Origin of the sequence: Pseudomonas sp. Fl5BN2 (assembly GCF_009908205.1) — a bacterium.
Taxonomy (GTDB): domain Bacteria; phylum Pseudomonadota; class Gammaproteobacteria; order Pseudomonadales; family Pseudomonadaceae; genus Aquipseudomonas.
The window spans coordinates 100,434-127,431 of record NZ_JAAARL010000002.1 but is presented as its reverse complement, the minus strand read 5'-3'; the positions used below and the strand labels follow the sequence as shown (position 1 = coordinate 127,431).

Genomic DNA, 26,998 nt, shown 5'->3' with positions numbered 1-26,998 from the left:
GGAACGGGCCTTTTGTTGCATCTTGGTGCAAGAGCCTATTAGACGATTGTCGACAATCTGCATTTTTCCTTTGACTGTTATGGGGCTATTGGCTAATTTTTGCCTCATTGATTTTAAAGGTGTCGACAATATGCTGGATCAACTCGAACACCCGATGCCGGTGCAGGACGATTCGGAAACCTTGTCTGAAAACGTCTTTCGGCGTATCCAGGCCGCCATCGTCAAGGGCGAGATCGCCCCGGGCAGCAAGATCTCCGAGCCGGAACTGGCCCGCACCTACGGCATCAGCCGGGGTCCGCTGCGCGAGGCCATCCACCGCCTGGAAGGCCAGCGCCTGCTGGTGCGAGTGCCCCATGTCGGTGCCCGGGTGGTCTCACTGAGCCATGCCGAGCTGATCGAACTCTACGAAATCCGCGAATCCCTGGAAGGCATGGCCTGTCGCTTGGCAGCGGAGCGCATGACGGCCGAGGAAATCGACGAGCTGCGCCAGGTGCTGGATACCCATGAGCGGGACGCGGCGTTTCAGGCTGGCGTCGGCTATTACCAGCAGGAAGGGGATTTCGACTTCCACTACCGGATCATCCAGGGCGCCGGCAACCGCACCCTCACGCAAATGCTCTGCGGCGAGTTGTATCAGTTGGTGCGCATGTACCGCATCCAGTTCTCCGCGACCCCCAATCGCCCGCGCCAGGCCTTTGCCGAACACCACCGGATTCTCGACGCCATTGCCGATCGCGACGGCGAACTGGCCGAGTTGTTGATGCGCCGCCACATCGGCGCTTCGAAACGCAACATCGCGCGTCACTATCAGGACAGCGCCCATCAGACAGCCACTCCACGAGGTGAGTCATGAGTTTCAACAAAAGCACTCCAGGTCAGCGTTTCCGCGATGCGGTCGCCAGCGAACAGCCACTGCAAGTGGTCGGCGCGATCAACGCCAACCATGCCCTGCTGGCCAAACGCGCCGGTTTCAAGGCGATCTACCTCTCCGGTGGCGGGGTCGCCGCCGGTTCCCTCGGCGTGCCTGACCTGGGTATCACCGGCCTCGATGACGTCCTCACCGACGTACGCCGCATCACCGACGTCTGCGACCTGCCCTTGCTGGTGGACGTGGACACCGGCTTTGGTTCCTCGGCGTTCAACGTGGCACGCACCGTCAAGTCGATGATCAAGTTCGGCGCCGCGGCGATTCACATTGAAGACCAGGTGGGCGCCAAGCGCTGCGGTCATCGGCCCAATAAAGAGATCGTGTCCCAGCAGGAAATGGTCGACCGCATCAAGGCTGCGGTGGATGCCCGTACCGACGACAGCTTCGTGATCATGGCGCGTACCGACGCCCTGGCGGTGGAAGGCCTGGAGTCGGCCCTGGAACGCGCCGCGGCGTGCATCGAGGCCGGCGCCGACATGGTGTTCCCGGAAGCCATCACTGAACTGGAGATGTACAAGATCTTCGCCGATCGGGTGAAGGCACCGATTCTGGCCAACATCACCGAGTTCGGCGCCACCCCGCTGTACACCACCGAACAGTTGAAATCTGTGGATGTTTCCCTGGTGCTGTACCCGCTGTCGGCGTTCCGTGCGATGAACAAGGCGGCAGAAAACGTCTACACCGCGATTCGTCGTGACGGCACCCAGCAGAACGTGATCGACACCATGCAGACCCGCATGGAACTGTACGAGCGCATCGACTACCACAGCTTTGAGCAGAAGCTCGATGCATTGTTCGCACAGAAGAAAGGCTGATCCGCGAACCACGACCTGACCGTTGATGAAGTTGCCACATCCCTAACAAATTCAAGATTGGAGAGAGCAATGGCCGAAGCAAAAGTATTGAGTGGCGCAGGTCTGCGCGGCCAGGTGGCCGGGCAAACCGCGTTGTCCACCGTGGGCCAGGCCGGTGCCGGGCTGACCTATCGCGGCTATGACGTACGCGAACTGGCCGCCGATGCGCAGTTCGAAGAAGTGGCCTACCTGCTGCTGTACGGCGAACTGCCGAACACCGAGCAATTGGCGGCCTACGTCAGCAAACTGAGCAAACTGCGGGATCTGCCCCAGGCCCTGAAGGAAGTGCTGGAGCGTATTCCCGCCCAGGCTCACCCGATGGATGTGATGCGAACCGGTTGCTCGTTCCTCGGCAATATCGAGCCGGAGAAGGATTTCTCCCAGCAGCATGACGTCACCGACCGCCTGCTGGCGGCCTTCCCGGCGATCATGTGCTACTGGTATCGCTTCAGTCATGAAGGCGCGCGCATCAACTGCGTCAGCGACGAGCCCTCCATCGGCGGCCACTTCCTGCACCTGCTGCACGGCAAGAAGCCCAGCGACCTGCACGTCAAGGTGATGAACGTATCGCTGATCCTTTACGCCGAGCACGAGTTCAACGCCTCGACCTTTACCGCCCGGGTTTGTGCCTCGACCTTGTCCGACCTGTATTCCTGCATCACTGCGGCCATCGGTTCACTGCGCGGCCCGCTGCACGGTGGCGCCAACGAAGCGGCGATGGAAATGATCGAGCGCTTCGGCTCGGCGGAAGAGGCGATCAAGGGCACCCTCGGCATGCTTGAGCGCAAGGACAAGATCATGGGCTTCGGCCACGCGATCTACAAAGACAGCGACCCGCGTAACGAGGTGATCAAGGGATGGTCGAAAAAGCTTGCCGACGAAGCGGGTGACAAGGTGCTGTTCCCGGTCTCCGAGGCCATCGACCAGACTATGTGGGAGCAGAAGAAGCTGTTCCCCAACGCCGACTTCTACCACGCTTCGGCATACCACTTCATGGGCATCCCGACCAAGCTGTTCACGCCGATCTTTGTCTGCTCGCGCCTGACCGGCTGGGCCGCCCACGTGTTCGAGCAGCGTGGCAACAACCGCATCATCCGTCCAAGCGCCGAATACATCGGCGTAGAACAGCGCAAGTTCGTGCCAATCGAACGTCGCTGACCGGGAGGGCGCCGACACTGCTGCTTGAATGAACCACAAACCCTGTAGGAGCGAGCTTGCTCGCGATCGCCATGGATCAGCCAACGGCGATGCCGGAGCTGATCGAGTCATCGCGAGCAAGCTCGCTCCTACAAGGGATGGAGGCCATTCAAGCCAGTGCCAGGCGCTCCCTTTGAAACTACCGTGACCGAGCCCAGACCATGAACACTGAATTTCGCAAGACGCTGCCCGGCAGCCGGTTGGACTACTTCGACACCCGGGCGGCGGTCGATGCCCTCCAGCCCGGTGCCTATGACAGCCTGCCTTACACCTCGCGGGTGTTGGCGGAAAACCTGGTACGCCGCTGTGATCCGGCAACCCTGAATGCTTCCCTGAGCCAGTTGATCGAACGTCGCGATGACCTGGACTTCCCCTGGTTTCCGGCCCGTGTGGTGTGCCACGACATTCTCGGCCAGACCGCGCTGGTGGACCTGGCCGGCTTGCGCGACGCGATCGCCGATCAGGGCGGCGACCCCGCCTTGGTCAACCCGGTGGTGCCGACCCAACTGATCGTCGACCACTCGTTGGCGGTAGAGTGCGGGGGCTTTGATCCGGATGCCTTCGACAAGAACCGGGCCATTGAAGATCGGCGCAACGAAGACCGTTTCCACTTCATCAACTGGACCAAGAAGGCCTTCAAGAACGTCGATGTGATTCCGCCGGGCAACGGCATCATGCACCAGATCAACCTGGAGAAAATGTCTCCGGTGATCCAGGTGCGCGACGGTGTGGCCTTCCCCGATACCTGCGTCGGTACCGACAGCCACACGCCCCATGTGGATGCCCTGGGGGTGATCGCCATCGGCGTTGGCGGCCTGGAAGCCGAGAGCGTCATGCTGGGCCGCGCGTCGTGGATGCGCCTGCCGGAAATCGTCGGTGTCGAGCTCACCGGCAAGTTGCAACCGGGCATCACCGCCACCGACATGGTGCTGGCGCTGACTGAGTTCCTGCGCAAGCAGAAAGTGGTCGGGGCCTGGCTGGAGTTCTTCGGCGAAGGCGCTGCGGCGCTGACCCTCGGTGACCGCGCGACCATCTCCAACATGGCCCCGGAATACGGTGCCACCGCGGCGATGTTCTACATCGACCAACAGACCATCGACTACCTGAAACTCACCGGTCGTGAAGATGAGCAGGTGCGCCTGGTGGAGTCTTACGCCAAGCACACCGGCCTCTGGGCCGACAGCCTGAAGAGTGCCCGTTACGAGCGCGGCCTGCAGTTCGACCTGTCGTCGGTGGTGCGCAACATGGCCGGGCCGAGCAACCCTCACGCCCGGGTCGCCACCAGCGATCTGGCGGCCAAGGGTATTGCTGGGCAATGGTCCGAAACCCCGGGGCAGATGCCCGACGGTGCGGTGATCATCGCAGCCATTACCAGCTGCACCAACACCAGCAACCCGCGCAACGTGATTGCCGCCGGCCTGCTGGCGCGCAATGCCAACCGGCTGGGCCTGGCCCGCAAGCCATGGGTCAAGTCGTCCCTGGCCCCAGGTTCGAAAACCGTGGCCATGTACCTGGAAGAGGCCGGCCTGGATCATGAACTGGAGCAGCTGGGTTTTGGCGTGGTGGCTTTCGCCTGCACCACGTGCAATGGCATGTCCGGCGCGCTGGACCCGGTGATCCAGAAAGAGATCATCGACCGTGATCTCTACGCCACTGCGGTGTTGTCGGGTAACCGCAACTTCGATGGACGCATCCACCCGTATGCCAAGCAGGCGTTCCTGGCGTCGCCCCCCCTGGTAGTGGCTTACGCGATTGCCGGGACCATCCGCTTCGATATCGAGAAGGACGTGCTGGGCCTGGATGCCGCAGGCCGGGAAATCCGTCTCAAGGACATCTGGCCGAGCGACGAGGAAATCGACGCGGTGGTCAAGGCCTCGGTGAAGCCGGAGCAATTCCGCAAGGTCTATATCCCGATGTTCGCGATTCACCCAGACACCGGTCCGAAAGTCGAGCCGCTGTACGACTGGCGCGAAATGAGCACCTACATCCGCCGTCCGCCGTACTGGGAAGGGGCCTTGGCCGGTGCACGCAGCCTGACGGGCATGCGTCCGCTGGCGGTGCTGCCGGACAACATCACCACTGACCACTTGTCGCCGTCCAACGCCATCATGCTCGACAGCGCGGCGGGCGAGTACCTGGCGAAAATGGGCCTGCCGGAAGAGGACTTCAACTCTTACGCGACCCACCGCGGCGATCATTTGACCGCCCAGCGCGCGACCTTCGCCAACCCGAAGCTGTTCAACGAAATGGTCAAGGAAAACGGCCAGGTCAAGCAGGGTTCCCTGGCGCGGATCGAGCCGGAAGGCCAGGTGACGCGGATGTGGGAAGCCATCGAAACCTACATGCAGCGCAAGCAGCCTTTGATCATCATTGCCGGTGCCGACTACGGCCAGGGCTCGTCCCGCGACTGGGCAGCCAAGGGCGTACGCCTGGCCGGTGTGGAGGCCATCGTCGCCGAAGGCTTCGAGCGTATCCACCGGACCAACCTGGTGGGCATGGGCGTGCTGCCGCTGGAGTTCCTTGCAGGCACCAATCGCAAGACCCTGGGCATCGACGGCACTGAAACCTACGACGTGATCGGCGGGCGTACGCCCCGGGCGCAACTGCTCCTGGTGATCAACCGCCGCAACGGCGAGCGGCTCGAGGTGCCGGTGACCTGCCGCCTCGACACCGCCGAAGAGGTATCGATCTACGAGGCGGGTGGTGTGTTGCAACGCTTCGCCCAGGACTTCCTGGAATCGGCAGTGGCCAGTTAAGTGACGTACCGGGGGCGGGCCGCCAGGCGCCGTCCCCGGTCTTTATCGGGATCTGAAAACCATGGCATTTGTAGCGCAAATCAAGATTCCCGCCACCTACATGCGTGGCGGCACCAGCAAGGGCGTGTTCTTCAATCTGCAGGACCTGCCCGAGGCGGCGCAGCTCCCGGGCGCGGCCCGCGATGCCCTGCTGCTGCGGGTGATCGGCAGCCCCGATCCCTACGACAAGCAGATCGATGGGATGGGCGGTGCAACCTCCAGTACCAGCAAGACGGTGATCCTGTCCAAGAGCATCAAGGCCGATCACGACGTGGATTACCTGTTCGGCCAGGTCGCGATCGACAAGGCGTTTGTCGACTGGAGTGGCAACTGCGGCAATCTCTCGGCGGCAGTGGGTTCGTTTGCCATCAGCAGCGGTCTGGTGGATGCCAGCCGTATTCCACAGAACGGTGTGGCGGTGGTGCGCATCTGGCAGGCCAACATTGGCAAGAGCATCATTGCCCATGTGCCGATCACCGATGGCGCGGTCCAGGAAACCGGTGATTTCGAACTGGATGGGGTGACTTTTCCGGCGGCCGAAGTGCAACTGGAGTTCCTTGATCCGGCGGCCGAAGAAGAGGGCGGTGCTGGCTCGATGTTTCCCACCGGCAACCTGGTGGATGACCTGGAAGTGCCCGGCGTTGGCACGTTCAAGGCGACCCTGATCAATGCCGGGATTCCGACCATCTTCGTCAATGCGACAGACATCGGTTATCACGGCACCGAGTTGCAGGGCGATATCAACGGTGATCCCAAGGCCCTGGCGATGTTCGAAAGCATTCGTGCCCACGGCGCTCTGCGCATGGGCTTGATCAAGCACCTGGATGAAGCCGCCCAGCGCCAGCACACACCGAAAGTGGCTTTCGTCGCCGCGCCGGCGGATTACCAGGCTTCCAGTGGCAAGGCGATCAAGGCTGCTGATGTCGACCTGCTGGTGCGGGCCATGTCCATGGGCAAGCTGCACCACGCGATGATGGGCACGGCGGCGGTGGCCATCGGTACTGCGGCGGCGATCCCGGGCACTTTGGTCAACCTCGCGGCCGGCGCCGGTTCGCGTAGCGCGGTGCGTTTCGGTCACCCTTCGGGCACCTTGCGAGTGGGCGCCGAGGCGACCCAGGCCAAGGGTGAGTGGACGGTGCTCAAGGCGATCATGAGCCGCAGCGCCCGCGTGCTGATGGAAGGCTGGGTGCGGGTGCCAGGCGACAGTTTTTAACCTGGCGGACGTGGATTGATCGGAGCCACCGGGGCAGGACTTGCTTGGGCAAGCCCTGCCCGATAATTGAATTGCTGAGCAGGCGCAGACCTGCGATGCCGTTATTGACCTGAACCTGTAGCTGAGGAATCACACGCACCTTCAACCCTGTAACAGGAGTGAATCACTCATGAGCGCCAACGTTGACCTGAACAACCGTCCCGATTACGACCAGGTCCTGCAGGACATCGCCGACTATGTCCTGAGCTATTGCATCGACTCACCAGAAGCCCTCGACACTGCCCGCAATTGCCTGATGGACACCCTTGGCTGTGGCCTGCTGGCCCTGCGTTTCCCTGAATGCACCAAGCACCTGGGGCCCATTGTCGAAGGCACCGTGGTGCCCTTCGGCGCTCGGGTTCCGGGCACCAGTTATCGCCTGGATCCGGTCAAGGCTGCCTGGGACATCGGCTGCATCGTGCGTTGGCTGGATTACAACGACACCTGGCTGGCGGCGGAGTGGGGGCATCCTTCGGACAACCTCGGCGGCATCCTGGCGGTGGCCGATCATCTTTCGCAAAAACGCGTGGCCAATGCTGAGGCGCCTCTGACCATGGGGGATGTGCTGAAAGCCATGATCATGGCTCATGAGATTCAAGGCGTGATCGCTCTGGAAAACTCTTTCAATCGGGTCGGTCTCGATCATGTGCTGCTGGTGAAAGTTGCCTCCACTGCGGTCTGCGCCAAGCTGATGGGGGCCAATCGCGAGCAGTTGCTGGCTGCGCTGTCCCATGCGTTTGTCGACGGTCAGGCGCTGCGTACCTATCGCCATGCGCCCAACGCCGGTTCACGCAAGTCTTGGGCTGCGGGGGATGCCTCGAGTCGCGGGGTGCGCCTGGCCGACATCGCCCTGCGCGGTGAAATGGGCATTCCCGGGGTGCTCAGTGCGCCGCAATGGGGGTTCTACGATGTGCTGTTCAGTCACACCAACAAGGATCTGGCGCTGAAGCCCGAGGATCAGCGGCGCTTCAGCCTGTCGCAGAAATACGCCAGCTACGTGATGGAAAACGTGCTGTTCAAGATCAGCTTCCCGGCGGAGTTCCACGCGCAAACCGCCTGTGAAGCTGCGGTGACCTTGCACCCGCTGGTACGTAATCGCCTACATGAGATCGAGCGGATCGTGATTACCACCCATGAGTCGGCGATTCGCATCATTTCCAAGGTTGGCCCGCTGGCCAACGCCGCTGATCGTGACCACTGCCTGCAATACATGACCGCCGTGCCCCTGGCGTTCGGCACCCTGGTGGCTGAGCAGTACGAAGATGATTTCCACGCTGCGCACCCGATCATCGATCAGTTGCGCGGCAAGATGGAGATCGTCGAAGACCCGCGTTACACCCGCGAATACCTGGAAGCCGACAAGCGTTCCATTGCCAACGCGGTGCAGGTGTTTTTCAAGGATGGTTCGAGCACCGAGCAGGTGGCGGTGGAGTACCCCATCGGTCACCGGCGCCGGCGTGCCGAAGGCATTCCGCTGCTGGAGGACAAGTTCAAGGCCAACCTTGCCACGCGCTTCACCGCCCAGCGTTCGGCGCAGATCTTTGCCCTGTGCAAGGACCAGGTGCAACTCTCGGCCACGCCGGTGCAGCGGTTTGTCGATTTGCTGGTGATCTGACGTTGTTGGTGGTGACGGAAAAGCCCGCATGAGCGGGCTTTTTCATGGGCGCTATTTCAGTGTTTCGTTCGTCGGGACAGCCATTTTTCCAGGGGCAGTTTGGTGATGGCGAAGCCGCCGAGCAGGGTCGAGGAATACAGCAACAAGTCACGGGACAGGCTCTGGCCTTCGTACCAGGCGCCGATCATCACCGCGAACACCGGGAAGATGATGAAGACAAAGGACAGGATCACCGGGCTGAGGCGTTTGAGCAAGAAGAAATAGACGATGAACCCACCCACCGAGGCGGCGAGTCCCAAGTACAGCAGGGCGCCCCAGGAGCGTGGGCTGATGGCGCTGAAGTCAGGGCTTTCCAACCAGAGTCCGGACAGGCACAGCAATAGCCCGGCGATGCCGATGGGCAGCGTGTTGTAGGTGATGACGCTGATGGCGCTGCCGTGTTTCTTGGTGACCACGTAGCAGAGGGCGTGCATCAGTGCCGCCGCGAGAATCGCCAGTATTCCCGAGAGTCCGCTGTGCTCCAGGTGCAGGCCTTGGCCACGGATGATCTGGTACAGGCTGGCAAAACCGATGGCGATGCCGAGCATCTGCGTGAAGTGGATTTTTTCCCGCAGCAGCAGGGCGGAAAAGATCAGGATGAACACCGGCATGCAACTGAACAGCAGCGCGGTGAGGCCGGAAGAGACGTGCAGTTCTCCGTAGTTGAGCAAGGTGTAGGGCAGGCTGAAATAACACAGGGTGACGAACACCAGGAAGCCCCGGCTGCCCTTGGGAAACATCAGCGGCTCGCGGCGCATCCAGGCGAAGCAGGCAAACAGTGGGAAGGCGATCAGAAAACGCAGCCCGGCAGCGGTCAGCGGCGGCACGCTTTCCACTGCAATCTTGATCCCCAGCCAGGTGGTGCCCCAGCTCAGGCAGACAACCAGGAACAGGACGCAGGTCACCAGGGTGCCGAGCCAGTGACGGGGTAACGCCTCGTTATTCGGTACGGCCGTGGTAGTGCTCACGCTGACATTCCTTCCGTGATTGGTAATTGACCCCTATATTGAGCGAGTCATTTTCGGTAATTGAACCCGTTAACCAAGCTATTGGGTGAATTGATGGCTGTCAAAGTAAGTATTGACATGGTGTCAATGTTGCGTTCTGCGCTGCAGGATGGCGTTGGCGCCAAGTACAAGCGACTGGCTGAAGCCCTGGACCAGGCGATTGACCAGGGCAGCCTTGCCGCAGGCAGCAAGCTGCCACCGCATCGCCTGCTGGCAGACCAGTTGGGGGTGACGATTGGCACCATCAGTCGGGCCTACGCCGAGCTGGAGCGCCTGGGGCAGGTGGTGGCGCGAGTCGGGGCTGGCACTTATGTGCGCCAGGACGGTTTGCAGCGCCAGCGTGATTCAGGGTTTCGCAACGTCGATGATGAGCCGCCAGCGGCTTTCGACATGAGCCGCAACACCCATATTCCCGGGCCGGAGAGCCACTTCATCGCCCAGAGCCTGCGTGCGCTGGCGCAAGACCCTGATGGCTTGCTGGAGATCAGTCGCTACAGTCCCGAGGCCGGGTTGGCGCGTTACCGTGAAGCGGGAGCACGCTGGTTGGCGCAGGAAGGACTGCAGGTTGATCCCGGGCAGGTCATTTGCGTCAACGGCGCCCAGCACGGGTTGCATATTGCCTTGCTGGCGCTGCTCAAGGCCGGGGATACCCTGGCCACCGAGCACCTGACTTATCCGGGGTTGATCAGCACGGCGCGGATGCTGGGCATCAAGCTGCTGGGCTTGGCCATGGATGAACAGGGCTTGCTGCCCGAGGCGCTGGATGAGGCCTGCCAGCATCACCGGGTATCGGCCTTGTACTGCACGCCGACGTTGCAGAACCCCACCACGGCGGTGCAGTCGGCGGCGCGGCGTGCGGCGATTGCCGAGGTCTGCAGGCGGCATAATCTATTGATCCTGGAAGATGAAACCCACGCTGTGCTGGTGGATAAACGCCCGGCGCCGCTGGCGTATTTCGCGGCGGAACGTACGGTGCTGATCAGTAGCCTGAGCAAAGCCGTGGCTTCGGGACTACGGGTCGGCTTTGTTCATGCACCACCGTCTCTGGTGGGGCGATTAGCCGCAGCGCTGCGCGCCACCTGCTGGATGGCTACGCCGTTGCCGCTGGAGTTGGCGGCTGGGTGGATCGACACTGGGGTTGCCGAGCGCCTGCGACAGCAGCAGATGGCCGAGATCGCCCGGCGCAAGGACCGGCTCACGGGCCTGCTGGAAGGGCTGGAATGGCGCAGCCCGAATGGATGTCCGCATTTCTGGATCAGGGTTCCCGAGCCGTGGCGAGCTTCGGAAATCGAGCAGCAGTTGAAGCGCCAGGGGTACCTGGTGGCGACTGCCGAAGCCTTTGCCGTAGGGCAGGCGGCAGTGCCGCAGTTCATTCGGGCGAGTGTCTGCAACACCACGGCGGATGATCGGAAATTGATCGAAGGGTTTGCCGCGCTGGCTGCGGCCTTGAGCCAGGAGCGTGGAGTAGCGGGTTGGTAAGGTGCGGGAGCGGGCAGTGGTGAGGGCAATGACTCGTACACGAGTGTGAAGCAGTCGCAGTTCCTGAGTCTGCGATCTGCCTGGAGAGCCCGGTTGACCGCTCCGGGTGATAAGCCCTTCGCCACGATACATAGCCAGGGAAGGGGCTTGGGGGGTTACTTGAAACGCCGCTCCACGCCTTTTTCCACCAGGATCTTGGCCGAGATTTCCTCCACCGAGAAATGTGTAGAGTTGATGTGGGGAATATTCTCGCGGCGGAACAGGTTTTCCACTTCGCGGACTTCGAACTCGCACTGGGCGTAGCTCGAATAGCGACTGTTGGGTTTGCGCTCGTTGCGGATCGCGGTGAGGCGGTCGGGGTCGATGGTCAGGCCGAACAGCTTGTGTTTGTGGGCGCGCAGGGCATTGGGCAGTTGCAGGCGCTCCATGTCCTCTTCGGTCAGCGGGTAGTTGGCCGCGCGGATGCCGAATTGCATGGCCATGTACAGGCAGGTCGGAGTCTTGCCACAGCGGGATACGCCCACCAGGATCAGGTCGGCCTTGTCGTAATAGTGGGTGCGGGCGCCGTCGTCGTTGTCCAGGGCGAAGTTCACCGCCTCGATCCGCTCCATGTAGTTGGAGTTGTGGCCGATGGAATGGGATTTGCCGACGGAGTAGGAGGAGTGCTCGCTCAGCTCCTGTTCCAGGGGCGCGAGGAAGGTCGAGAAGATGTCGATCATGAAACCATTGGAGGTTGCGAGAATCTCACGAATGTTCTGATTGACGATGGTGTCGAAGATAATTGGTCGATGACCGTCTTTTTCGGCGGCTATATTGATTTGTTGTACCATGGCCCGCGCTTTTTCCATGCTGTCGATGTACGGGCGCGTGAATTTGCTGAAGGTAACGTTTTCGAACTGCGCCAACAGGCTCTGGCCGAGGGTTTCCGCTGTGATACCGGTACCGTCGGAGATAAAGAAAGCAGATCGTTTCATTTGAGGCTTGGGCCTTAAGCTAGTGACGATTCTTGGATATGATAGGCGCGATTTGTCGGCCGGGAATGGCCCGCATTCTCACTTATTTTCCAGGTCCAGGCCATATAGCGGGCAAATGCTCCATAGAGCAGCCGGCTTCTGAGCTTTTCCAACACAGTTAGTGGAGAGATCACCTTGGTAGAGTACGTAGTTTCCCTCGATAAGCTCGGCAAACACGATGTTGAGCATGTGGGGGGCAAGAACGCATCCCTGGGCGAGATGATCAGCAACCTCGCAGGTGCGGGCGTATCGGTCCCTGGTGGCTTCGCCACGACAGCTCAGGCTTATCGTGATTTTCTTGAATTGAGTGGTCTGAACGGCCAGATCCATGCGGCGCTCGACGCGCTGGATGTCGATGACGTGAACGCTCTGGCCAAGACCGGCGCGCAGATCCGTCAGTGGATCATGGAGGCCGAGTTCCCCGAGCGCCTCAATGCCGAGATCCGTACGGCTTTCGCCGCGCTGTCGGCAGGCAATCCCGAGATGGCCGTGGCCGTGCGTTCTTCGGCCACCGCCGAAGACTTGCCGGATGCCTCTTTTGCCGGCCAGCAGGAAACCTTCCTCAACATTCGTGGCGTGGAGAATGTGATTCGCGCCGCCAAGGAAGTGTTCGCTTCCTTGTTCAACGACCGCGCCATTTCCTACCGCGTGCACCAGGGTTTCGACCACAAGCTGGTAGCCCTGTCTGCTGGCGTGCAACGCATGGTGCGTTCGGAAACCGGCACTGCCGGCGTGATGTTCACCCTCGATACCGAGTCGGGCTTCCGTGACGTGGTGTTCATCACCGGTGCTTACGGCCTGGGTGAAACCGTGGTCCAGGGGGCAGTCAACCCGGACGAGTTCTACGTTCACAAGAACACCCTTGAAGCTGGCCGCCCGGCGATCCTGCGTCGCAACCTGGGCAGCAAGGCGATCAAGATGATCTACGGCGACGAAGCCAAGGCCGGCCGCTCGGTGAAAACCGTGGACGTGGACAAGGCCGATCGCGCACGTTTCTGCCTGTCCGACGCGGAAGTCAGCGAGCTGGCCAAGCAGGCCATGATCATCGAGAAGCACTACCAGTGCCCGATGGACATCGAATGGGCCAAAGACGGTGACGACGGTAAGCTGTACATCGTTCAGGCGCGTCCGGAAACCGTGAAGAGCCGTACTTCGGCCAATGTCATGGAACGCTACCTGCTCAAGGAAACCGGCACCGTGCTGGTGGAAGGTCGTGCCATTGGCCAGCGCATCGGCGCCGGCAAGGTGCGGATCATCAAGGACGTTTCGGAAATGGACAAAGTCCAGCCCGGCGACGTGCTGGTCTCCGACATGACCGACCCGGACTGGGAGCCGGTGATGAAGCGCGCCAGCGCCATCGTCACCAACCGTGGCGGTCGTACCTGCCACGCGGCGATCATCGCTCGCGAGCTGGGCATTCCTGCGGTGGTGGGTTGCGGTAACGCCACTCAGTTGCTGAAAGATGGCCAGGGCGTGACTGTTTCCTGCGCCGAAGGCGACACGGGTTTCATTTTCGAAGGCGAACTGGGTTTTGATATCAAGAAAAACTCCGTGGATGCCATGCCGGAACTGCCGTTCAAGATCATGATGAACGTCGGCAACCCTGATCGTGCCTTCGACTTCGCGCAGTTGCCGAACGCCGGCGTGGGCCTGGCCCGTCTGGAGTTCATCATCAACCGCATGATCGGTGTGCACCCCAAGGCACTGCTGAACTATGCCGGGCTGCCACAAGAGATCAAGGACAGCGTCGACAAGCGCATCGCCGGCTACCACGATCCGGTGGACTTCTATGTCGACAAGCTGGTTGAAGGCATCAGCACCCTGGCGGCAGCCTTCACGCCGAAGAAAGTCATCGTGCGCCTGTCGGACTTCAAGTCCAACGAATACGCCAACCTGATCGGCGGCAAGCTCTATGAGCCGGAAGAAGAGAACCCGATGCTGGGCTTCCGCGGTGCTTCGCGTTACATCAGCGAATCCTTCCGTGACTGCTTTGAGCTCGAATGCCGTGCGCTGAAGCGCGTGCGCAACGAGATGGGCCTGACCAACGTTGAAATCATGGTGCCGTTCGTACGTACCCTCGGCGAAGCCAGCCAAGTAGTTGACCTGCTGGCTGAAAATGGCCTCAAGCGCGGCGAAAACGGCTTGCGCGTGATCATGATGTGCGAACTGCCGTCCAACGCCATCCTCGCCGAAGAGTTCCTCGAGTACTTCGATGGTTTCTCCATCGGCTCCAACGACCTGACTCAGTTGACCCTGGGCCTGGACCGTGACTCGGGGATCATCGCCCACCTGTTCGACGAGCGTAATCCCGCGGTCAAGAAACTGCTGGCCAATGCCATTGCTGCCTGTAACAAGGCCGGCAAGTACATCGGCATCTGTGGCCAGGGGCCTTCCGACCACCCGGACCTGGCCAAATGGCTGATGGAGCAGGGCATCGAAAGCGTTTCGTTGAACCCGGATTCGGTGCTGGAAACCTGGTTCTTCCTGGCTGAAGGTCAGGGCGCGGCGTAATCGCTGAATGCAGAGCCGATCGGTCGTGAGGCTGGTCGGCTCTTGAAGATTCAAGCAGGGCGTGCTTCTTCTGGATGCCGCCCTTTTTTGTGCAAGAAGAATATGCAAAGCAGCAGCAATCTATTTCCCGTCGCCTTGACCAGTGCCGAGCGTCGAGGCGACCTCAGCGAAGATGTCTATCGCTTAAAACCTGGCAACAGCCCTGATCCTTCAGTGGAACTGGCAGTCACCCGCCTGGGGCTGGCCGATGAGGCCGAGCCTCGGGGCGTTCCGGTGATCCTGCTACATGGCAGTTTTTCCAACCGACGCTTCTGGTATTCACCCAAGGGCATAGGTTTGGGGGCCTATCTGGCTCGCGCCGGTTTCGATGTGTGGATCCCGGAAATGCGCGGCCATGGTTTATCGCGACGCAATGCCGATTACCGCAAGAACCGAGTGGCCGACTACGCGCGTTACGATCTGCCGGCGATTGCCGCTTTCGTTCGCGAGCAAAGCGCGCAGATTCCCCACTGGCTCGGTCATTCCCTGGGCGGCACTACCTTGGCGGCGGCCCTCGGCGGGCAGTACCTGGGGGATGCGAGCGTAGCCTCAGCGGCATTTTTCGGCACTCAAGTCAGTCGTACCTATTGGCCCTTGAAGGTTCCTTTGGTGGAGTGGGGCGGGCGTCTGGTGATCAAGCGTTTTGCCCAGTTGTCCGGTTCTCGGCTCAAGCGTGGGCCAGAAGACGAACCTATTGGCCTGGCGTTGGAAAGCATGCGCTGGCACGGGCTGTTCGGACGCTTTGGCGACGCTGACAAAGATTGGTGGGCTGGGCTGGCGGAGGTGGCGGTACCGGCGCTGGCGGTCAGTGCTGCAGGGGATCATCAGGATCCGACCTGGGCCTGTCGCAAGTTGTTCGAACAACTGGGAAGCGAACAGAAACAGTTTGTCTGTCTGGGACGTGAGCAAGGGTTCAGCGGTAATTTCGACCATGTCGAGATGCTGGTGAGCAAACAGGCGCAGACTGAGGTCTGGCCGCTAGTGGCGCGCTGGCTCAAGGATCAGCAGACGCCGTTACTGGTTTGTGCTCCAGAGCAGGTGGCTGCAGTTTGACGCGAAGGCTCTGAGAAGGGCATTTCGCTCGATAGCGCTTGCGGCTAAGATATGACGCATTACGCTATTTTGGTCATATTCAGTTGTTGAGTCGGTTTTCCGTTCCGCTGGCATGGCTGTGAAAATACCCGACAGGCTGATCAGGTGCTCAGGCCGCGTGGTTTAAGCATCTGCTGCTTGGGCTCGTATTTCCAGGACTGCCCCTGGAATAACCGACACCCTCTATCGTGTTCTTTCTGTTACAGGAGTTTCTCGATGAACCATTACCTCACTCCCGACCTGTGCGACGCCTACCCGGACCTGGTGCAAGTGGTTGAGCCCATGTTCAGCAATTTCGGTGGTCGCGATTCCTTTGGCGGTGAAATCGTCACCATCAAGTGCTTCGAAGACAACTCGCTGGTCAAGGAGCAGGTGGAACTCAAGGGACACGGCAAGGTGTTGGTGGTCGATGGGGGCGGTTCCCTGCGTCGCGCGTTGTTGGGCGACATGCTGGCCGAGAAGGCCGCGAAAAACGGCTGGGAAGGCCTGCTGATCTATGGCTGCATCCGCGACGTGGATGTCATTGCACAGACCGATCTGGGGGTTCAGGCCCTGGCCAGTCATCCGATGAAGACCGACAAGCGCGGCATCGGCGACCTCAACGTGGCGGTCACCTTTGCCGGTGTGACTTTCCGTCCGGGCGAGTATGTCTATGCCGATAACAATGGCGTGATCGTTTCGCCAAGCCTGCTGAAAATGCCTGAATAAACAATCGGCCTGACAAGGGATGAGGATGTTCGAGGAAGAAAACGCGCAATGGGGGCTGGTGCATGCCCTGGTACTGGATGGTGAAGGCGGTGCGCGTTCAATTGCCCGGACTGAGCTCGACGATCTGCAACTGCAGGCCCACGAGAGCCTGTGGCTGCATTGGGATCGCAGTCATCCGCAAACCCAGACCTGGCTGCGCCGTTCCAGCGGCTTGAGCGAGTTCAGCTGTGATCTGCTGCTGGAGGAGAATACCCGGCCGCGCCTGTTGGCGCTGCCGGACGCGGAACTGTTGCTGTTTTTGCGGGGCATCAACCTAAATCCGGGGGCTGAACCTGAAGACATGGTCTCGGTGCGCATTTTTGCTTCCGCCCAGCGTGTGATCTCTCTGCGTTTGCGCCCCTTGCGGGCCACCGATGAACTGCTTATGCAGTTGGCAGAAGGCAAGGGACCGAAAACTGCCGCCGAACTCCTCCTTTATATGGCCGAGTACCTGACCCACAAAGTGCAAAATCTGGTCAGCGACCTCTCTGAAGTGGTCGATGACGAAGAGGAAAAGCTGGATACCGACGAACGGTATACCCCCGAGCACGGCAGCATTTTGCAGATCCGTCGACGGGCTGCTGGACTGAAGCGTTTTCTGGCGCCGCAGCGGGATATTTTCGCGCAACTGAGCCGGATAAAACTGCCTTGGTTTGCGGCCGATGATGGTGATTACTGGAACGAGTTGCACAACAGCCTGACCCGTTACCTGGAAGAGCTGGAATTGACTCGAGAGCGCGTGGGGCTTGTGCTCGAGGCCGAAGACCGGCGTTTGAGCGTACGCATGAATCGCACCATGTACCGCTTCGGAATCATTACCGGGATCTTCCTGCCCATGAGTTTTCTCACCGGGCTTTTGGGGATCAATGTCGGCGGTATTCCGTTCTCCGCCAGCCCCTATGGATTCGTTGGTGCCTGCCTGCTATTGGTGGCGGTGGCTCTGGGACAATGGTGGTTGTTTCGACGTTTGCGCTGGGTGTGATGAGGCTTCATGTGACCCGAATAAATCTGATCGCGTCTTTTTCAGACATCACCAGAGGTGCGTATGCACGATCCGTTTGAACAGTCTTTGCGTGACATGCTCAAAGCCTCGCCATCGAGCCGCGATGACGATGCCTGCCTGGGCCGCGTATTGAAAACCGCCAACCGTCAGGTGGGTGCGGGGGATCTATTCAGTCTGCTGGGCCGTTGGCTGCCGGCACTGATGATTGCCCTGAATAACGGATCGGCTCATATCGCGCCGGTTTCCCGTCGTAAATCTACTGCTCGCACTGCTGATAAGGCTGATTGAATATGGAACTTGATCTCTGGACGCAGAGCCTCGTCACGGCAATGACTGCCTTGTGGACCAAAGTGGCGAACTTCATTCCGAACCTGTTCGGCGCGTTGGTGGTGCTGTTGCTGGGCTTCGTGGTAGCCAAACTGCTGGATACCCTGCTGTCGAAATTGCTCGCCAAGCTGGGCCTGGATCGCCTGATGGGTGGCACCGGCTTGACCAAGTTGTTGTCGCGTGCCGGCCTGCAAGTACCGATCTCGACCTTGATCGGCAAGATTGTTTATTGGTTTGTACTGCTGATTTTCCTGGTTTCTGCTGCTGAATCCCTTGGTCTTGAGCGAGTTTCGGCTACGCTCGACATGCTCGCGTTGTATTTGCCGAAGGTTTTTGGTGCTGCGCTGGTGTTGTTGGTGGGCGTTTTGCTGGCGCAATTGGCCAACGGGCTGGTGCGCGGAGCGGCAGAAGGTGTGGGCCTGGATTACGCCAGTGGCCTGGGGCGGATTGCTCAGGGACTGGTGATCATCATCAGTATTTCCGTGGCGATCAGCCAGTTGGAGGTCAAAACCGACCTGCTCAACCATGTGATCGTCATTGTTTTGATTACCGTTGGTCTGGCCGTTGCATTGGCCATGGGTTTGGGAAGCCGGGAAATTGCCGGACAGATTCTTGCGGGAATCTATGTGCGTGAGTTGTATCAGGTTGGGCAACAAGTACGTGTTGGTGAGGTCGAAGGCCAGATCGAAGAGATCGGCACGGTTAAAACTACATTGCTGACCGATGAGGGTGAGCTAGTCTCTCTCTCCAATCGGATCCTGCTGGAGCAGCATGTAAGTAGCCGCTAACCCGGCAAACCCTGCTAATGTATGCCGCCGCGAAAATACCCCTCACCGGGCAGCGGCGGACATTGACCTGACTGTCGGCACGACTCGTTTTGAATAAAACCCAATCGTTATCCATGCGCTATGACCCCCGTGAGCTCTCTGATGAGGAGTTGGTTGCGCGCTCACATACGGAGCTGTTTCACGTAACCCGCGCCTATGAAGAGTTGATGCGACGCTATCAGAGGACCCTATTTAATGTTTGTGCACGTTATCTGGGGAACGATCGGGATGCGGATGATGTCTGTCAGGAAGTGATGTTGAAGGTGTTGTATGGCCTTAAGAACTTTGAGGGTAAATCGAAGTTCAAGACATGGCTATATAGCATCACGTACAACGAATGCATCACGCAGTATCGCAAGGAGCGGCGCAAGCGTCGGTTGATGGACGCTTTAAGTCTTGACCCCCTCGAGGAGGCTTCTGAAGAGAAGATGCCGAAACCTGAGGAGAAGGGCGGACTTGACCGCTGGTTGGTGTATGTGAACCCGATTGACCGGGAAATTCTGGTGCTACGATTTGTCGCAGAGCTGGAATTTCAGGAAATTGCGGACATCATGCACATGGGATTGAGTGCTACAAAGATGCGGTACAAACGTGCTCTTGATAAATTGCGTGAGAAATTTGCAGGTATTGCTGAAACTTAGTTCGGCGCAAATATCTCTTACGTCTAGGTGAGTTCTGATAGACTTACCGCCGAGTTGTCCCCCGGTATGTGGGACTGCTTTACAATCACCAGATGGGGATTTAACGGATGAAACTGAAAAACACCTTGGGCATTGCCATTGGTTCTATTGTTGCCGTGACTTCGTTCGGCGTTCTGGCGCAAGGCCAAGGCGCGGTCGAGGGTGAACTGTTTTACAAAAAACAGTACAACGACAGCGTTAAGCACGTTGAAGACGGCTTCAACCCTGGCGCATCGATCGGTTACTTCCTGACCGACGACCTGTCGTTGAACGCCACCTACGACACTACCAACCACACCCGTTCTAACGACGGTACTGGTAACCAGAAAATCAAGGGCGACAACTTCGGCCTGAACGCTCAGTACCACTTTGGTACTGTGGGTGACGCTCTGCGTCCATACGTTTCTGGCGGTGTTGCTCACAAGAGCATGACCAACGTTGTGGCCGACGGCCACAGCGGTCGCGACCAGTCGACTTTCCTGACTGCAGGCGCCGGTGTTAAGTACTACTTCACCGACAACCTGTTCGCCCGTGCTGGCGTTGAAGCTGACTACAAGCTGGACAACGGCAAGTGGGACTACGCTCCTACTATCGGTCTGGGTGTGAACTTCGGTGGCAGCGGCGGCAAAGTTGCTCCAGCCCCAGTAGCACCAGCACCTGCTCCAGAACCAGCTCCAGAAGCTCCGGTTGCTGAAGTTGTTCGTGTTGAGCTGGACGTGAAGTTCGACTTCGACAAGTCGGTCGTCAAGCCTAACAGCTACGCTGACATCAAGAACCTCGCTGACTTCATGAAGCAGTACCCACAGACCACCACCGTTGTTGAAGGTCACACTGACTCCGTCGGTCCTGACGCTTACAACCAGAAACTGTCTGAGCGTCGTGCAAACGCCGTTAAACAAGTTCTGGTCAACCAGTACGGCGTTGGCGCTAACCGCGTTCAATCCGTTGGTTACGGTGAGTCCCGCCCAGTTGCCGACAACGCAACTGAAGCTGGTCGCGCTATCAACCGTCGCGTAGAAGCCTCGGTAGAAGCTCAAGCTAAGTAATTAGCTTTGTAGCTTGGAAAAACCCGGCCTAGGCCGGGTTTTTCTTTGTCTGCAGTTTGCTCTGCCGATCAGCGCGGCTCAGGCCTGCAACATGCATGCTTGGCCGGCAGAGGCGCTTGCCGCGACTGCACCAATCACCAGGATCGCTGGGCTCTTGAGTTCGAAGCGCTGGGCATCCTGCTCCATTCGCATCAGATTGCTGCGACATTCCCGTTGTTCAGGCAGTGAGGCATTTTCAATCATCGCCACTGCTGTATCGGCTGCCAGCCCGCCGCTTAGCAACTGCTCGCTGATCTCCGCCAGCTTCGCCACGCCCATGTAGATCACTAGGGTTGTGCCGCTTTGGGCTAAGGCCTGCCAATTCAGGCGGCTGTCGTCTTGAGTGTGGGCAGTCACCAGGGTCACGCCTCGCGCCACGCCGCGCAGGGTCAAGGGAATATCGCATCGAGTAGCGCCGGCCAGGCCTGCAGTGATGCCGTTGACCAATTCCACCTCGATTCCATGCTTTTTGAGCCATTGGGCCTCTTCTCCGCCACGTCCGAAAATGCACGGATCACCGCCCTTCAGACGTACTACGCAGCGGCCCTGGCGCGCATAGCGCAGCATCAGGCGATGGATGAAGGCCTGAGGCGTGGAGCGACAGCCGCCACGCTTGCCCACCGGAATGATCCGCGCGTAGGGGCAATGCACCAGTACCGCGTTGTTCACCAGATCGTCGATCAGCACCACGTCGGCTTCGCCGAGGGCGCGTACAGCCTTCAGCGTCAGCAGTTCCGGATCTCCGGGACCCGCGCCTACCAGCCAGACTTTTGCACTCATGGGGTTTCCTCACACAGGGACGGTGACAGGGTGCACCGGAGCCGCCAGCAGGCGCTTGATCTCCGGCACGCAGGAGCCACATTGGCTGCCGCAACCCAATTGTTGTTTCAGTTGATCGAGGTCCAACCCCGCGGCGATACCGGCACAGACCGTGCGGTAGCTGACGTTCTTGCAGTTGCACAGTGTGCGCTCCCGTGCTCCGCCCAAGCCGCTGGCCTCGGGGGGCGTGCTCATTGGGGCCAGTAACCAGCGCCGCAGTTGTTCATCGGCGCGCCCCTCGAGCCACAGCTCCTGCAACCAGTGCTGGGCCAGGGTTTCCCCTGCCAGGCGGATGGCGGTGATTCGGCCCTGTTCGATACGTACCCGCTTGCCGATGGCCCGGCGTGGGTCGTCGTAGGCCAGCACCGGCCCAACGACGAGCCCCAGCTGCCGGTCGATGGCCTGGAGTAACGGTGCTTGTGGCGCCTCTTGATGGGCCGCACGGATCACCAGTGCCGGGCGCTCGCGACCGACCAGGCTGAGGCTGGCATAGGCAAAGGACTCGCACAGTGGGCGCAGCACGCTGAAGTGAGCCTGTACATCGCCTTCGATCAGTGCGAACAGCTGCCAGGGCAGATGCACCGGCTCCAAGCGCACGCCGCTGTGCTTGAGCTCTGGTTGCTTTGACAGTGGGTCAAAGGCTGGTTGGGTAACGGCGTTGACGCCACCCTTGAGAAAGCGATCCCCCCAGTGCATCGGCAGAAAAGCCTGTCCGGGTCGCACGCTGTCATCACTGGCCACCGCGACAATTACGCTGCCACGACGACTCTTCAGGTTCACCAGGGCACCGTCGCGCAGACGTTGGCGTCGCAGTTCGTCCGGGTGCAGGCTCAGCAGCGCTTCGCTGACATGACCGAACAGCTGCGCGGCGGTGCCGGTGCGGCTCATGCCATGCCATTGATCTCGCAGCCGGCCGGTGATCAGGGTCAGGGGAAAACGTGCATCCCGTTGTTCCTTGGCCGTTACGTAGGGGTCGCTGACGAAACGCGCACGACCATTGGCGGTAGGGAAGCGACCATCTTCATACAAACGTGGAGTGCCTTGTGTGGCCCCTTCTGGGAAGGGCCATTGCTGTGGGCCGAGGCGGTCGATCAGTTCATGACTGAGACCGGACAGGTCGAGGTCCCGGCCCCGGGTCAATCCCTTGTACTCATCGAACAACTGAGCGGCATTGTCGAAGGCAAACAGGCTGGGCCGACCGGGCCGCAGGCGACGTTCCAGGCGTTGGGCGAAATCCACCGTAATCGCCCAATCCGCGCGTGCCTCGCCGGGTGCGATTACTGCCTGGCGTACGTGGGAAACACGTCGCTCCGAGTTGGTCACCGAGCCTTCCTTTTCGCCCCAGCTGGCCGCGGGCAGCAGCAGATCGGCAAACGCGACCGTTTCAGTGGTGGCGAAGGCTTCCTGCAGGACAACAAAAGGGCAGTTCTGCAGGGCCGCACGTATACGATTCTGGTCGGGTAGCGATTGCGCCGGGTTGGTGCAGGCGATCCACAGCGCCTTGATACGGCCATTGTGCAACTGATCAAACAACTCGATGGCCGTCAGCCCGGAGCTCTCGGGGAGCTGGTCCACGCCCCAGTAGGCGGCAACTTCAGCGCGATGCTGAGGGTCGGTGGCTTCGCGGTGCCCGGGTAGCAGGTTGCTGAGGCTGCCGGTTTCGCGCCCGCCCATGGCATTGGGCTGACCGGTGAGAGAGAAGGGGCCGGCACCGGGACGGCCAATCTGCCCAGTGGCCAGGTGCAGGTTGATCAGTGCGCTGTTTTTCGCGCTACCGGCACTGGACTGATTCAGCCCCATGCACCACAGGGACAGAAAACTCGCTGTGGTACCGACCCAATGGGCGCATTGCTGCAACTGTTCGACGCTGATACCGCAGAGTTGCGCCACCATCGGTGGGGTGTAGTCGCGGACCAGTGCCTTGAGCTCGGCCAGGCCCTCGGTATGGGCCAGGATGAAGTCGCGGTCGATCCAGTCTTCCCACAGCAGCAGGTGGAGAATTCCATGAAACAGGGCGACATCGGTGCCGGGCAGAATGGCCAGGTGCAGGTCAGCCAGATCGCAGGTATCGGTACGGCGCGGGTCGATGACGATGACTTTCATCTGCGGGCGCAGGCTTTTCGCCTGCTCCAGGCGGCGAAACAGCACCGGATGGGCATAAGCCATATTGCTGCCGACGATCATCACGCAATCGCTCTGCTCCAAGTCCTCGTAGCTGCAGGGCGGCGCATCGGCCCCCAGGCTGCGTTTGTAGCCGACCACTGCCGAGGACATGCACAGCCTGGAATTGCTGTCGATGTTGTGGGTGCCCACCAAGGCCCGGGCCAGCTTGTTGAAGGCGTAGTAGTCCTCGGTCAGCAACTGCCCGGAAATGTAGAACGCCACGCTGTCGGCGCCGTGTTCGGCGATGGTCTCGGCAAATACCCCGGCGGCATGTTCCAGGGCGCTGCCCCAGTCACAACGATCACGGGCCAGGGTCTTGCCCAGGCGTAGCTCCGGGTACAAGGCCCGGGCAGCGGGGTCGCCGGTCAAGTGCAGGCTGGCGCCCTTGCTGCACAGCTTGCCGAAGTTGGCTGGGTGCGCAGGATCGCCACTCACTCCGAAGATCTGCCGGCCGTCATGCTCGATCAGCACGCCGCAGCCGACCCCGCAATAGCAACAGGTCGAGGCGGTGCTCTGGCGCTTCATCACCCGGCATCCCGCAGGGCCAGTTGCACCCTGCCAGCTTCCACCCGCGCGCAATGGTGATGGGCGCAGCCAGTGTCTGGCGCCTGGGCCGCGCCGGACTCCAGGTCGATCTGCCAGTTGTGCAGCGGGCAGGCCACCCGTTTGCCATAGACCAGCCCCTGGGACAGCGGACCGCCCTTGTGCGGGCAGCGATCGTCGAGGGCAAAGACCTGATCGTCACTCGTGCGAAAAATCGCGATATCGCCCTTGGGGCCCTTGATGATGCGCGAGCCCAGGGTGTTGATTTCTTCCAGGGCGCAGATATCCAGCCAGTTCATATCGACACCTCCAGTTGTTTCACGACAATGGGCTCGTACTCTTTTTTCAACTGCGGTTGGGTCAGTCGCTCCTGCCACGGGTCCTGCTCGAAGGACAGGGAGAATTGCAGGCGCTCGTTCAGCGACTTGCGCCGTTGCGGGTCCTCCAGCACGGCCTTTTTTACGTGCTCCATGCCGACCCGCTGCAGGTAATGCACGGTGCGTTCGAGGTAGAAGGCTTCTTCGCGGTACAGCTGGAGAAAGGCGCCGTTGTACTCGCGCACCTCCTCGGCGGTCTTGAGCTTGACGAAGAACTCCGCGACTTCGGTCTTGATCCCGCCGTTGCCGCCGATGTACATCTCCCAGCCGGAATCGACGCCGATGATGCCCACGTCCTTGATTCCTGCTTCCGAGCAATTGCGCGGGCAGCCGGAGACCGCCAGCTTGACCTTGTGCGGCGACCACATGTTGAACAGGTCATGTTCCAGCTCGATGCCCAGTTGGGTGGAGTTCTGCGTGCCGAAGCGGCAGAACTCACTGCCGACGCAGGTCTTCACGGTGCGAATGGATTTGCCGTAGGCGTGGCCGGAGGGCATGTCCAGGTCCTTCCAGACCCCGGGCAGGTCTTCCTTGCGTATTCCCAGCAGGTCGATGCGCTGGCCGCCGGTGACCTTGACCATGGGCACCTGGTACTTGTCGGCGACATCGGCGATGCGCCGCAGCTCGGACGGGTTGGTCACGCCGCCCCACATCCGTGGGACTACCGAGTAGGTGCCGTCCTTCTGGATATTGGCGTGGGCCCGTTCATTGATCAGCCGCGACTGTGGATCGTCCTTGGCCTCGCCCGGCCAGGTGGAAATCAGGTAGTAGTTCAGCGCCGGGCGGCAGGTGGCGCAGCCGTTGGCGGTGCGCCAGTTGAGGTAGCTCATGGTGCCGGCAATGGTCAGCAGGCGCTGCTCCCGAATCGCCTGGCGGATCTGCCCGTGGGTCAAGTCGCTGCAACCGCAGATGGCTTTTTCGCTTTTCGGTTTGACGTCCGCCGCGCCGCCCACGGTGTTGATCAGGATCTGTTCCACCAGGCCGGCACAGGAGCCGCAGGAGCTGGCGGCCTTGGTGTGTTTCTTGACCTCGTCGACACTGAACAGCCCCTGTTCCTGGATGGCCTTGACGATGGTGCCCTTGCACACACCGTTGCAGCCACAGACTTCGGCGGTGTCGGCCATGCTCATGGCTTTGTCCTGGCCCTGATGGCCGACATCGCCCAAGGCGTTCTCGCCGAACATCAGGTGGTCGCGAATCTCGCCGATAGTCTGTTGCTCGCGGATCTGCCGGAAGTACCAGCCGCCGTCTGCGGTATCGCCGTACAGGCAGGCGCCGACCAGTACGTCGTCCTTGATCACCAATTTCTTGTAGACCCCGCCAATGGGGTCGGCGAGGGTGATGGTTTCGGTGCCATCGCCACCCATGAAATCCCCGGCGGAAAACAGGTCGATGCCGGTGACCTTCAATTTGGTGGACGTTACCGAGCCTTGGTAGCGGGCGAAACCCAACTGGGCCAGGTGGTTGGCGCAGACCTTGGCTTGTTCGAACAACGGTGCCACCAGGCCGTAGGCGACGCCGCGGTGGCTGGCGCACTCGCCGATGGCGTAGATGCGCGGGTCGTAGGTCTGCAGGGTGTCGTTGACCAGGATCCCGCGATTGCAGGGCAGGCCGGCCCGCTCTGCCAGTTCAGTGTTGGGACGGATGCCGGCGGCCATCACCACCAGGTCGGCGGGGATGATCTCGCCGTTCTTGAACTGTACCGAGCCGACCCGGCCATTGCCGGCATCGAGCAAGGCCTGGGTCTGTTCGCACAGGCGAAACTTCAGGCCGCGGTTTTCCAGGGCGTTTTGCAGCAACTGGCCGCTGGTCTGGTCCAGTTGTCGTTCCAGCAGCCATTCGCCGATATGCACCACGGTCACGTCCATGCCCCGCAGCTTGAGACCGTTGGCAGCTTCCAGGCCCAGCAGCCCACCGCCAATCACCACCGCATGCTGGTGGATTTTCGCGGTATCGATCATCGCCTGGGTATCGGCAATATCGCGATAGCCGATCACCCCCTGCAACTGGTTGCCGGGGATCGGCAGGATAAAGGGCGTTGAGCCGGTGGCGATCAGCAGCCGATCGTACTCGGCCTCGCTGCCGTCCTCGGCGATCACCCGGCGCCGGCTCCGGTCGATGTGCAGCACCTTGCGGTTGAGCAGCAGCTTGATGTCGTGGTCCAGGTACCAGTCCAGGTCGTTGAGGACGATTTCCTCGAAGGTCTGTTCACCGGCCAGCACTGGCGATAGCAGGATACGGTTGTAGTTGGGGTGGGGCTCGGCGCCGAAGATCGTGATCTCGTACAGCTCGTCGCTCAGCTTGAGCAGCTCTTCCAGGGTGCGTACCCCGGCCATGCCGTTGCCGATCATCACCAGTTTGAGTTTTTTCATGGGCTGCTCCGGGAGCACAGGCAGAGGGGGTGAGGCCTGGCTCGACAAAATGCGCGCAAACAAAAAAGGCGTCCCGTCAGTGGCCTGACGAGGACGCCTTTGTCCGATCCCGTTCTCTCGGGAAGCCCGTCTTCGTCGTTGAAGGCCGGGCTTTATGTCTGTTGCGTGGAGTAATGCAGTGCCTGTGCCAAGTTGCCGAAGGCCCGGTTTTAAAGGGGCTGGCGCAAGTTTTGC

Annotated in this window: 21 protein-coding genes; 15 read left to right on the top strand and 6 right to left on the bottom strand. The window is 60.5% G+C overall.

Going from position 1 to position 26,998, the window contains the following annotated elements:
- The first annotated feature begins 130 nt into the window (after positions 1-130).
- The 6 genes from GV819_RS02880 (at position 131) to prpD (ending at position 8,641) form a co-directional block, all read left to right on the top strand.
- Positions 131-853, top strand: coding sequence for a GntR family transcriptional regulator (locus tag GV819_RS02880; RefSeq protein ID WP_161753316.1), 723 nt, complete (start codon positions 131-133; stop codon positions 851-853).
- A complete protein-coding gene (gene prpB / locus GV819_RS02875; protein WP_161753314.1) occupies positions 850-1,743 on the top strand; it encodes a methylisocitrate lyase in 894 nt (297 codons plus the stop codon). The genes GV819_RS02880 and prpB overlap by 4 nt, the downstream gene beginning before the upstream one ends.
- A 69-nt stretch (positions 1,744-1,812) precedes the next feature.
- Entirely contained in the window at positions 1,813-2,940 is a 1,128-nt protein-coding gene (prpC, locus tag GV819_RS02870; protein ID WP_161753312.1) for a bifunctional 2-methylcitrate synthase/citrate synthase, read from the top strand.
- A 200-nt stretch (positions 2,941-3,140) separates the two neighbouring features.
- The gene (gene acnD / locus GV819_RS02865; protein WP_161753310.1) at positions 3,141-5,735 is read left to right on the top strand and encodes a Fe/S-dependent 2-methylisocitrate dehydratase AcnD; all 2,595 of its coding nucleotides are present in this window, start codon (positions 3,141-3,143) and stop codon (positions 5,733-5,735) included.
- A 61-nt stretch (positions 5,736-5,796) separates the two neighbouring features.
- Positions 5,797-6,987, top strand: a complete 1,191-nt coding sequence (gene prpF, locus GV819_RS02860; protein WP_161753308.1) for a 2-methylaconitate cis-trans isomerase PrpF — start codon at positions 5,797-5,799, stop codon at positions 6,985-6,987.
- A 169-nt stretch (positions 6,988-7,156) separates the two neighbouring features.
- Positions 7,157-8,641 carry a 2-methylcitrate dehydratase gene (gene prpD, locus GV819_RS02855; RefSeq protein WP_161753306.1) on the top strand — a complete coding sequence of 495 codons (1,485 nt, stop codon included), beginning with the start codon at positions 7,157-7,159 and terminating at the stop codon, positions 8,639-8,641.
- A gap of 56 nt (positions 8,642-8,697) precedes the next feature.
- On the opposite strand, the gene GV819_RS02850 is transcribed toward prpD, so the two are convergent.
- A complete protein-coding gene (locus GV819_RS02850; RefSeq protein WP_161753304.1) occupies positions 8,698-9,648 on the bottom strand; it encodes a DMT family transporter in 951 nt (316 codons plus the stop codon).
- Between the two features lie 93 nt (positions 9,649-9,741).
- On the opposite strand from GV819_RS02850, the gene GV819_RS02845 reads away from it, so the two are divergent.
- A complete protein-coding gene (locus GV819_RS02845; RefSeq protein ID WP_161753302.1) occupies positions 9,742-11,166 on the top strand; it encodes a PLP-dependent aminotransferase family protein in 1,425 nt (474 codons plus the stop codon).
- 155 nt (positions 11,167-11,321) lie between these two features.
- Here GV819_RS02845 and ppsR read toward each other — a convergent pair whose 3' ends face one another.
- Complete coding sequence (gene ppsR, locus GV819_RS02840; protein ID WP_161753300.1) at positions 11,322-12,140, bottom strand: posphoenolpyruvate synthetase regulatory kinase/phosphorylase PpsR; 819 nt, start codon at positions 12,138-12,140, stop codon at positions 11,322-11,324.
- A gap of 174 nt (positions 12,141-12,314) precedes the next feature.
- Here ppsR and ppsA point away from each other — a divergent pair, with 174 nt between their 5' ends.
- The 8 genes from ppsA to GV819_RS02800 all read left to right on the top strand — a co-directional run bounded on the left by ppsA (position 12,315) and on the right by GV819_RS02800 (position 20,451).
- The gene (ppsA, locus tag GV819_RS02835) at positions 12,315-14,690 is read left to right on the top strand and encodes a phosphoenolpyruvate synthase (protein ID WP_161753298.1); all 2,376 of its coding nucleotides are present in this window, start codon (positions 12,315-12,317) and stop codon (positions 14,688-14,690) included.
- A 102-nt stretch (positions 14,691-14,792) separates the two neighbouring features.
- The gene (locus GV819_RS02830) at positions 14,793-15,782 is read left to right on the top strand and encodes an alpha/beta fold hydrolase (RefSeq protein ID WP_161753297.1); all 990 of its coding nucleotides are present in this window, start codon (positions 14,793-14,795) and stop codon (positions 15,780-15,782) included.
- Between the two features lie 255 nt (positions 15,783-16,037).
- Entirely contained in the window at positions 16,038-16,529 is a 492-nt protein-coding gene (rraA, locus tag GV819_RS02825) for a ribonuclease E activity regulator RraA (RefSeq protein ID WP_161753295.1), read from the top strand.
- 25 nt (positions 16,530-16,554) lie between these two features.
- Positions 16,555-17,550, top strand: a complete 996-nt coding sequence (locus GV819_RS02820) for a zinc transporter ZntB (RefSeq protein ID WP_161753293.1) — start codon at positions 16,555-16,557, stop codon at positions 17,548-17,550.
- Positions 17,551-17,613: 63 nt separating this feature from the next.
- On the top strand, positions 17,614-17,859 hold the full coding sequence (locus GV819_RS02815) for a CrfX protein (RefSeq protein ID WP_161753291.1): 246 nt from the start codon (positions 17,614-17,616) through the stop codon (positions 17,857-17,859).
- 2 nt (positions 17,860-17,861) lie between these two features.
- The gene (locus GV819_RS02810; RefSeq protein ID WP_008048604.1) at positions 17,862-18,686 is read left to right on the top strand and encodes a mechanosensitive ion channel family protein; all 825 of its coding nucleotides are present in this window, start codon (positions 17,862-17,864) and stop codon (positions 18,684-18,686) included.
- Positions 18,687-18,775: 89 nt separating this feature from the next.
- Positions 18,776-19,366 carry an RNA polymerase sigma factor SigX gene (gene sigX, locus GV819_RS02805; RefSeq protein ID WP_161753289.1) on the top strand — a complete coding sequence of 197 codons (591 nt, stop codon included), beginning with the start codon at positions 18,776-18,778 and terminating at the stop codon, positions 19,364-19,366.
- A gap of 107 nt (positions 19,367-19,473) precedes the next feature.
- The gene (locus tag GV819_RS02800; RefSeq protein ID WP_161753287.1) at positions 19,474-20,451 is read left to right on the top strand and encodes an OmpA family protein; all 978 of its coding nucleotides are present in this window, start codon (positions 19,474-19,476) and stop codon (positions 20,449-20,451) included.
- 78 nt (positions 20,452-20,529) lie between these two features.
- Here the strand turns inward: GV819_RS02800 and cobA are convergent, their stop codons facing one another.
- Genes cobA through nirB form a run of 4 tightly spaced genes read right to left on the bottom strand, consistent with a single transcriptional unit; the run spans position 20,530 to position 26,764 of the window.
- Positions 20,530-21,270 carry a uroporphyrinogen-III C-methyltransferase gene (gene cobA, locus GV819_RS02795; RefSeq protein WP_161753285.1) on the bottom strand — a complete coding sequence of 247 codons (741 nt, stop codon included), beginning with the start codon at positions 21,268-21,270 and terminating at the stop codon, positions 20,530-20,532.
- 9 nt (positions 21,271-21,279) lie between these two features.
- Complete coding sequence (locus GV819_RS02790; protein ID WP_161753283.1) at positions 21,280-23,997, bottom strand: nitrate reductase; 2,718 nt, start codon at positions 23,995-23,997, stop codon at positions 21,280-21,282.
- A complete protein-coding gene (gene nirD / locus GV819_RS02785) occupies positions 23,997-24,314 on the bottom strand; it encodes a nitrite reductase small subunit NirD (RefSeq protein WP_161753281.1) in 318 nt (105 codons plus the stop codon). Before nirD ends, GV819_RS02790 begins: the two co-directional genes overlap by 1 nt.
- A complete protein-coding gene (gene nirB, locus GV819_RS02780) occupies positions 24,311-26,764 on the bottom strand; it encodes a nitrite reductase large subunit NirB (protein ID WP_161753279.1) in 2,454 nt (817 codons plus the stop codon). Before nirB ends, nirD begins: the two co-directional genes overlap by 4 nt.
- Positions 26,765-26,998: the final 234 nt, after the last annotated feature.

Coding starts and splice junctions, on each gene's coding strand:
- GV819_RS02880 (WP_161753316.1), top strand. CDS start 131: ATGCTGGATCAACTCGAACACCCGATGCCGGTGCAGGACGATTCGGAA.
- prpB (WP_161753314.1), top strand. CDS start 850: ATGAGTTTCAACAAAAGCACTCCAGGTCAGCGTTTCCGCGATGCGGTC.
- prpC (WP_161753312.1), top strand. CDS start 1,813: ATGGCCGAAGCAAAAGTATTGAGTGGCGCAGGTCTGCGCGGCCAGGTG.
- acnD (WP_161753310.1), top strand. CDS start 3,141: ATGAACACTGAATTTCGCAAGACGCTGCCCGGCAGCCGGTTGGACTAC.
- prpF (WP_161753308.1), top strand. CDS start 5,797: ATGGCATTTGTAGCGCAAATCAAGATTCCCGCCACCTACATGCGTGGC.
- prpD (WP_161753306.1), top strand. CDS start 7,157: ATGAGCGCCAACGTTGACCTGAACAACCGTCCCGATTACGACCAGGTC.
- GV819_RS02845 (WP_161753302.1), top strand. CDS start 9,742: ATGGCTGTCAAAGTAAGTATTGACATGGTGTCAATGTTGCGTTCTGCG.
- ppsR (WP_161753300.1), bottom strand. CDS start 12,140: ATGAAACGATCTGCTTTCTTTATCTCCGACGGTACCGGTATCACAGCG.
- GV819_RS02830 (WP_161753297.1), top strand. CDS start 14,793: ATGCAAAGCAGCAGCAATCTATTTCCCGTCGCCTTGACCAGTGCCGAG.
- rraA (WP_161753295.1), top strand. CDS start 16,038: ATGAACCATTACCTCACTCCCGACCTGTGCGACGCCTACCCGGACCTG.
- GV819_RS02820 (WP_161753293.1), top strand. CDS start 16,555: ATGTTCGAGGAAGAAAACGCGCAATGGGGGCTGGTGCATGCCCTGGTA.
- GV819_RS02815 (WP_161753291.1), top strand. CDS start 17,614: ATGCACGATCCGTTTGAACAGTCTTTGCGTGACATGCTCAAAGCCTCG.
- GV819_RS02810 (WP_008048604.1), top strand. CDS start 17,862: ATGGAACTTGATCTCTGGACGCAGAGCCTCGTCACGGCAATGACTGCC.
- GV819_RS02800 (WP_161753287.1), top strand. CDS start 19,474: ATGAAACTGAAAAACACCTTGGGCATTGCCATTGGTTCTATTGTTGCC.
- cobA (WP_161753285.1), bottom strand. CDS start 21,270: ATGAGTGCAAAAGTCTGGCTGGTAGGCGCGGGTCCCGGAGATCCGGAA.
- GV819_RS02790 (WP_161753283.1), bottom strand. CDS start 23,997: ATGAAGCGCCAGAGCACCGCCTCGACCTGTTGCTATTGCGGGGTCGGC.
- nirD (WP_161753281.1), bottom strand. CDS start 24,314: ATGAACTGGCTGGATATCTGCGCCCTGGAAGAAATCAACACCCTGGGC.
- nirB (WP_161753279.1), bottom strand. CDS start 26,764: ATGAAAAAACTCAAACTGGTGATGATCGGCAACGGCATGGCCGGGGTA.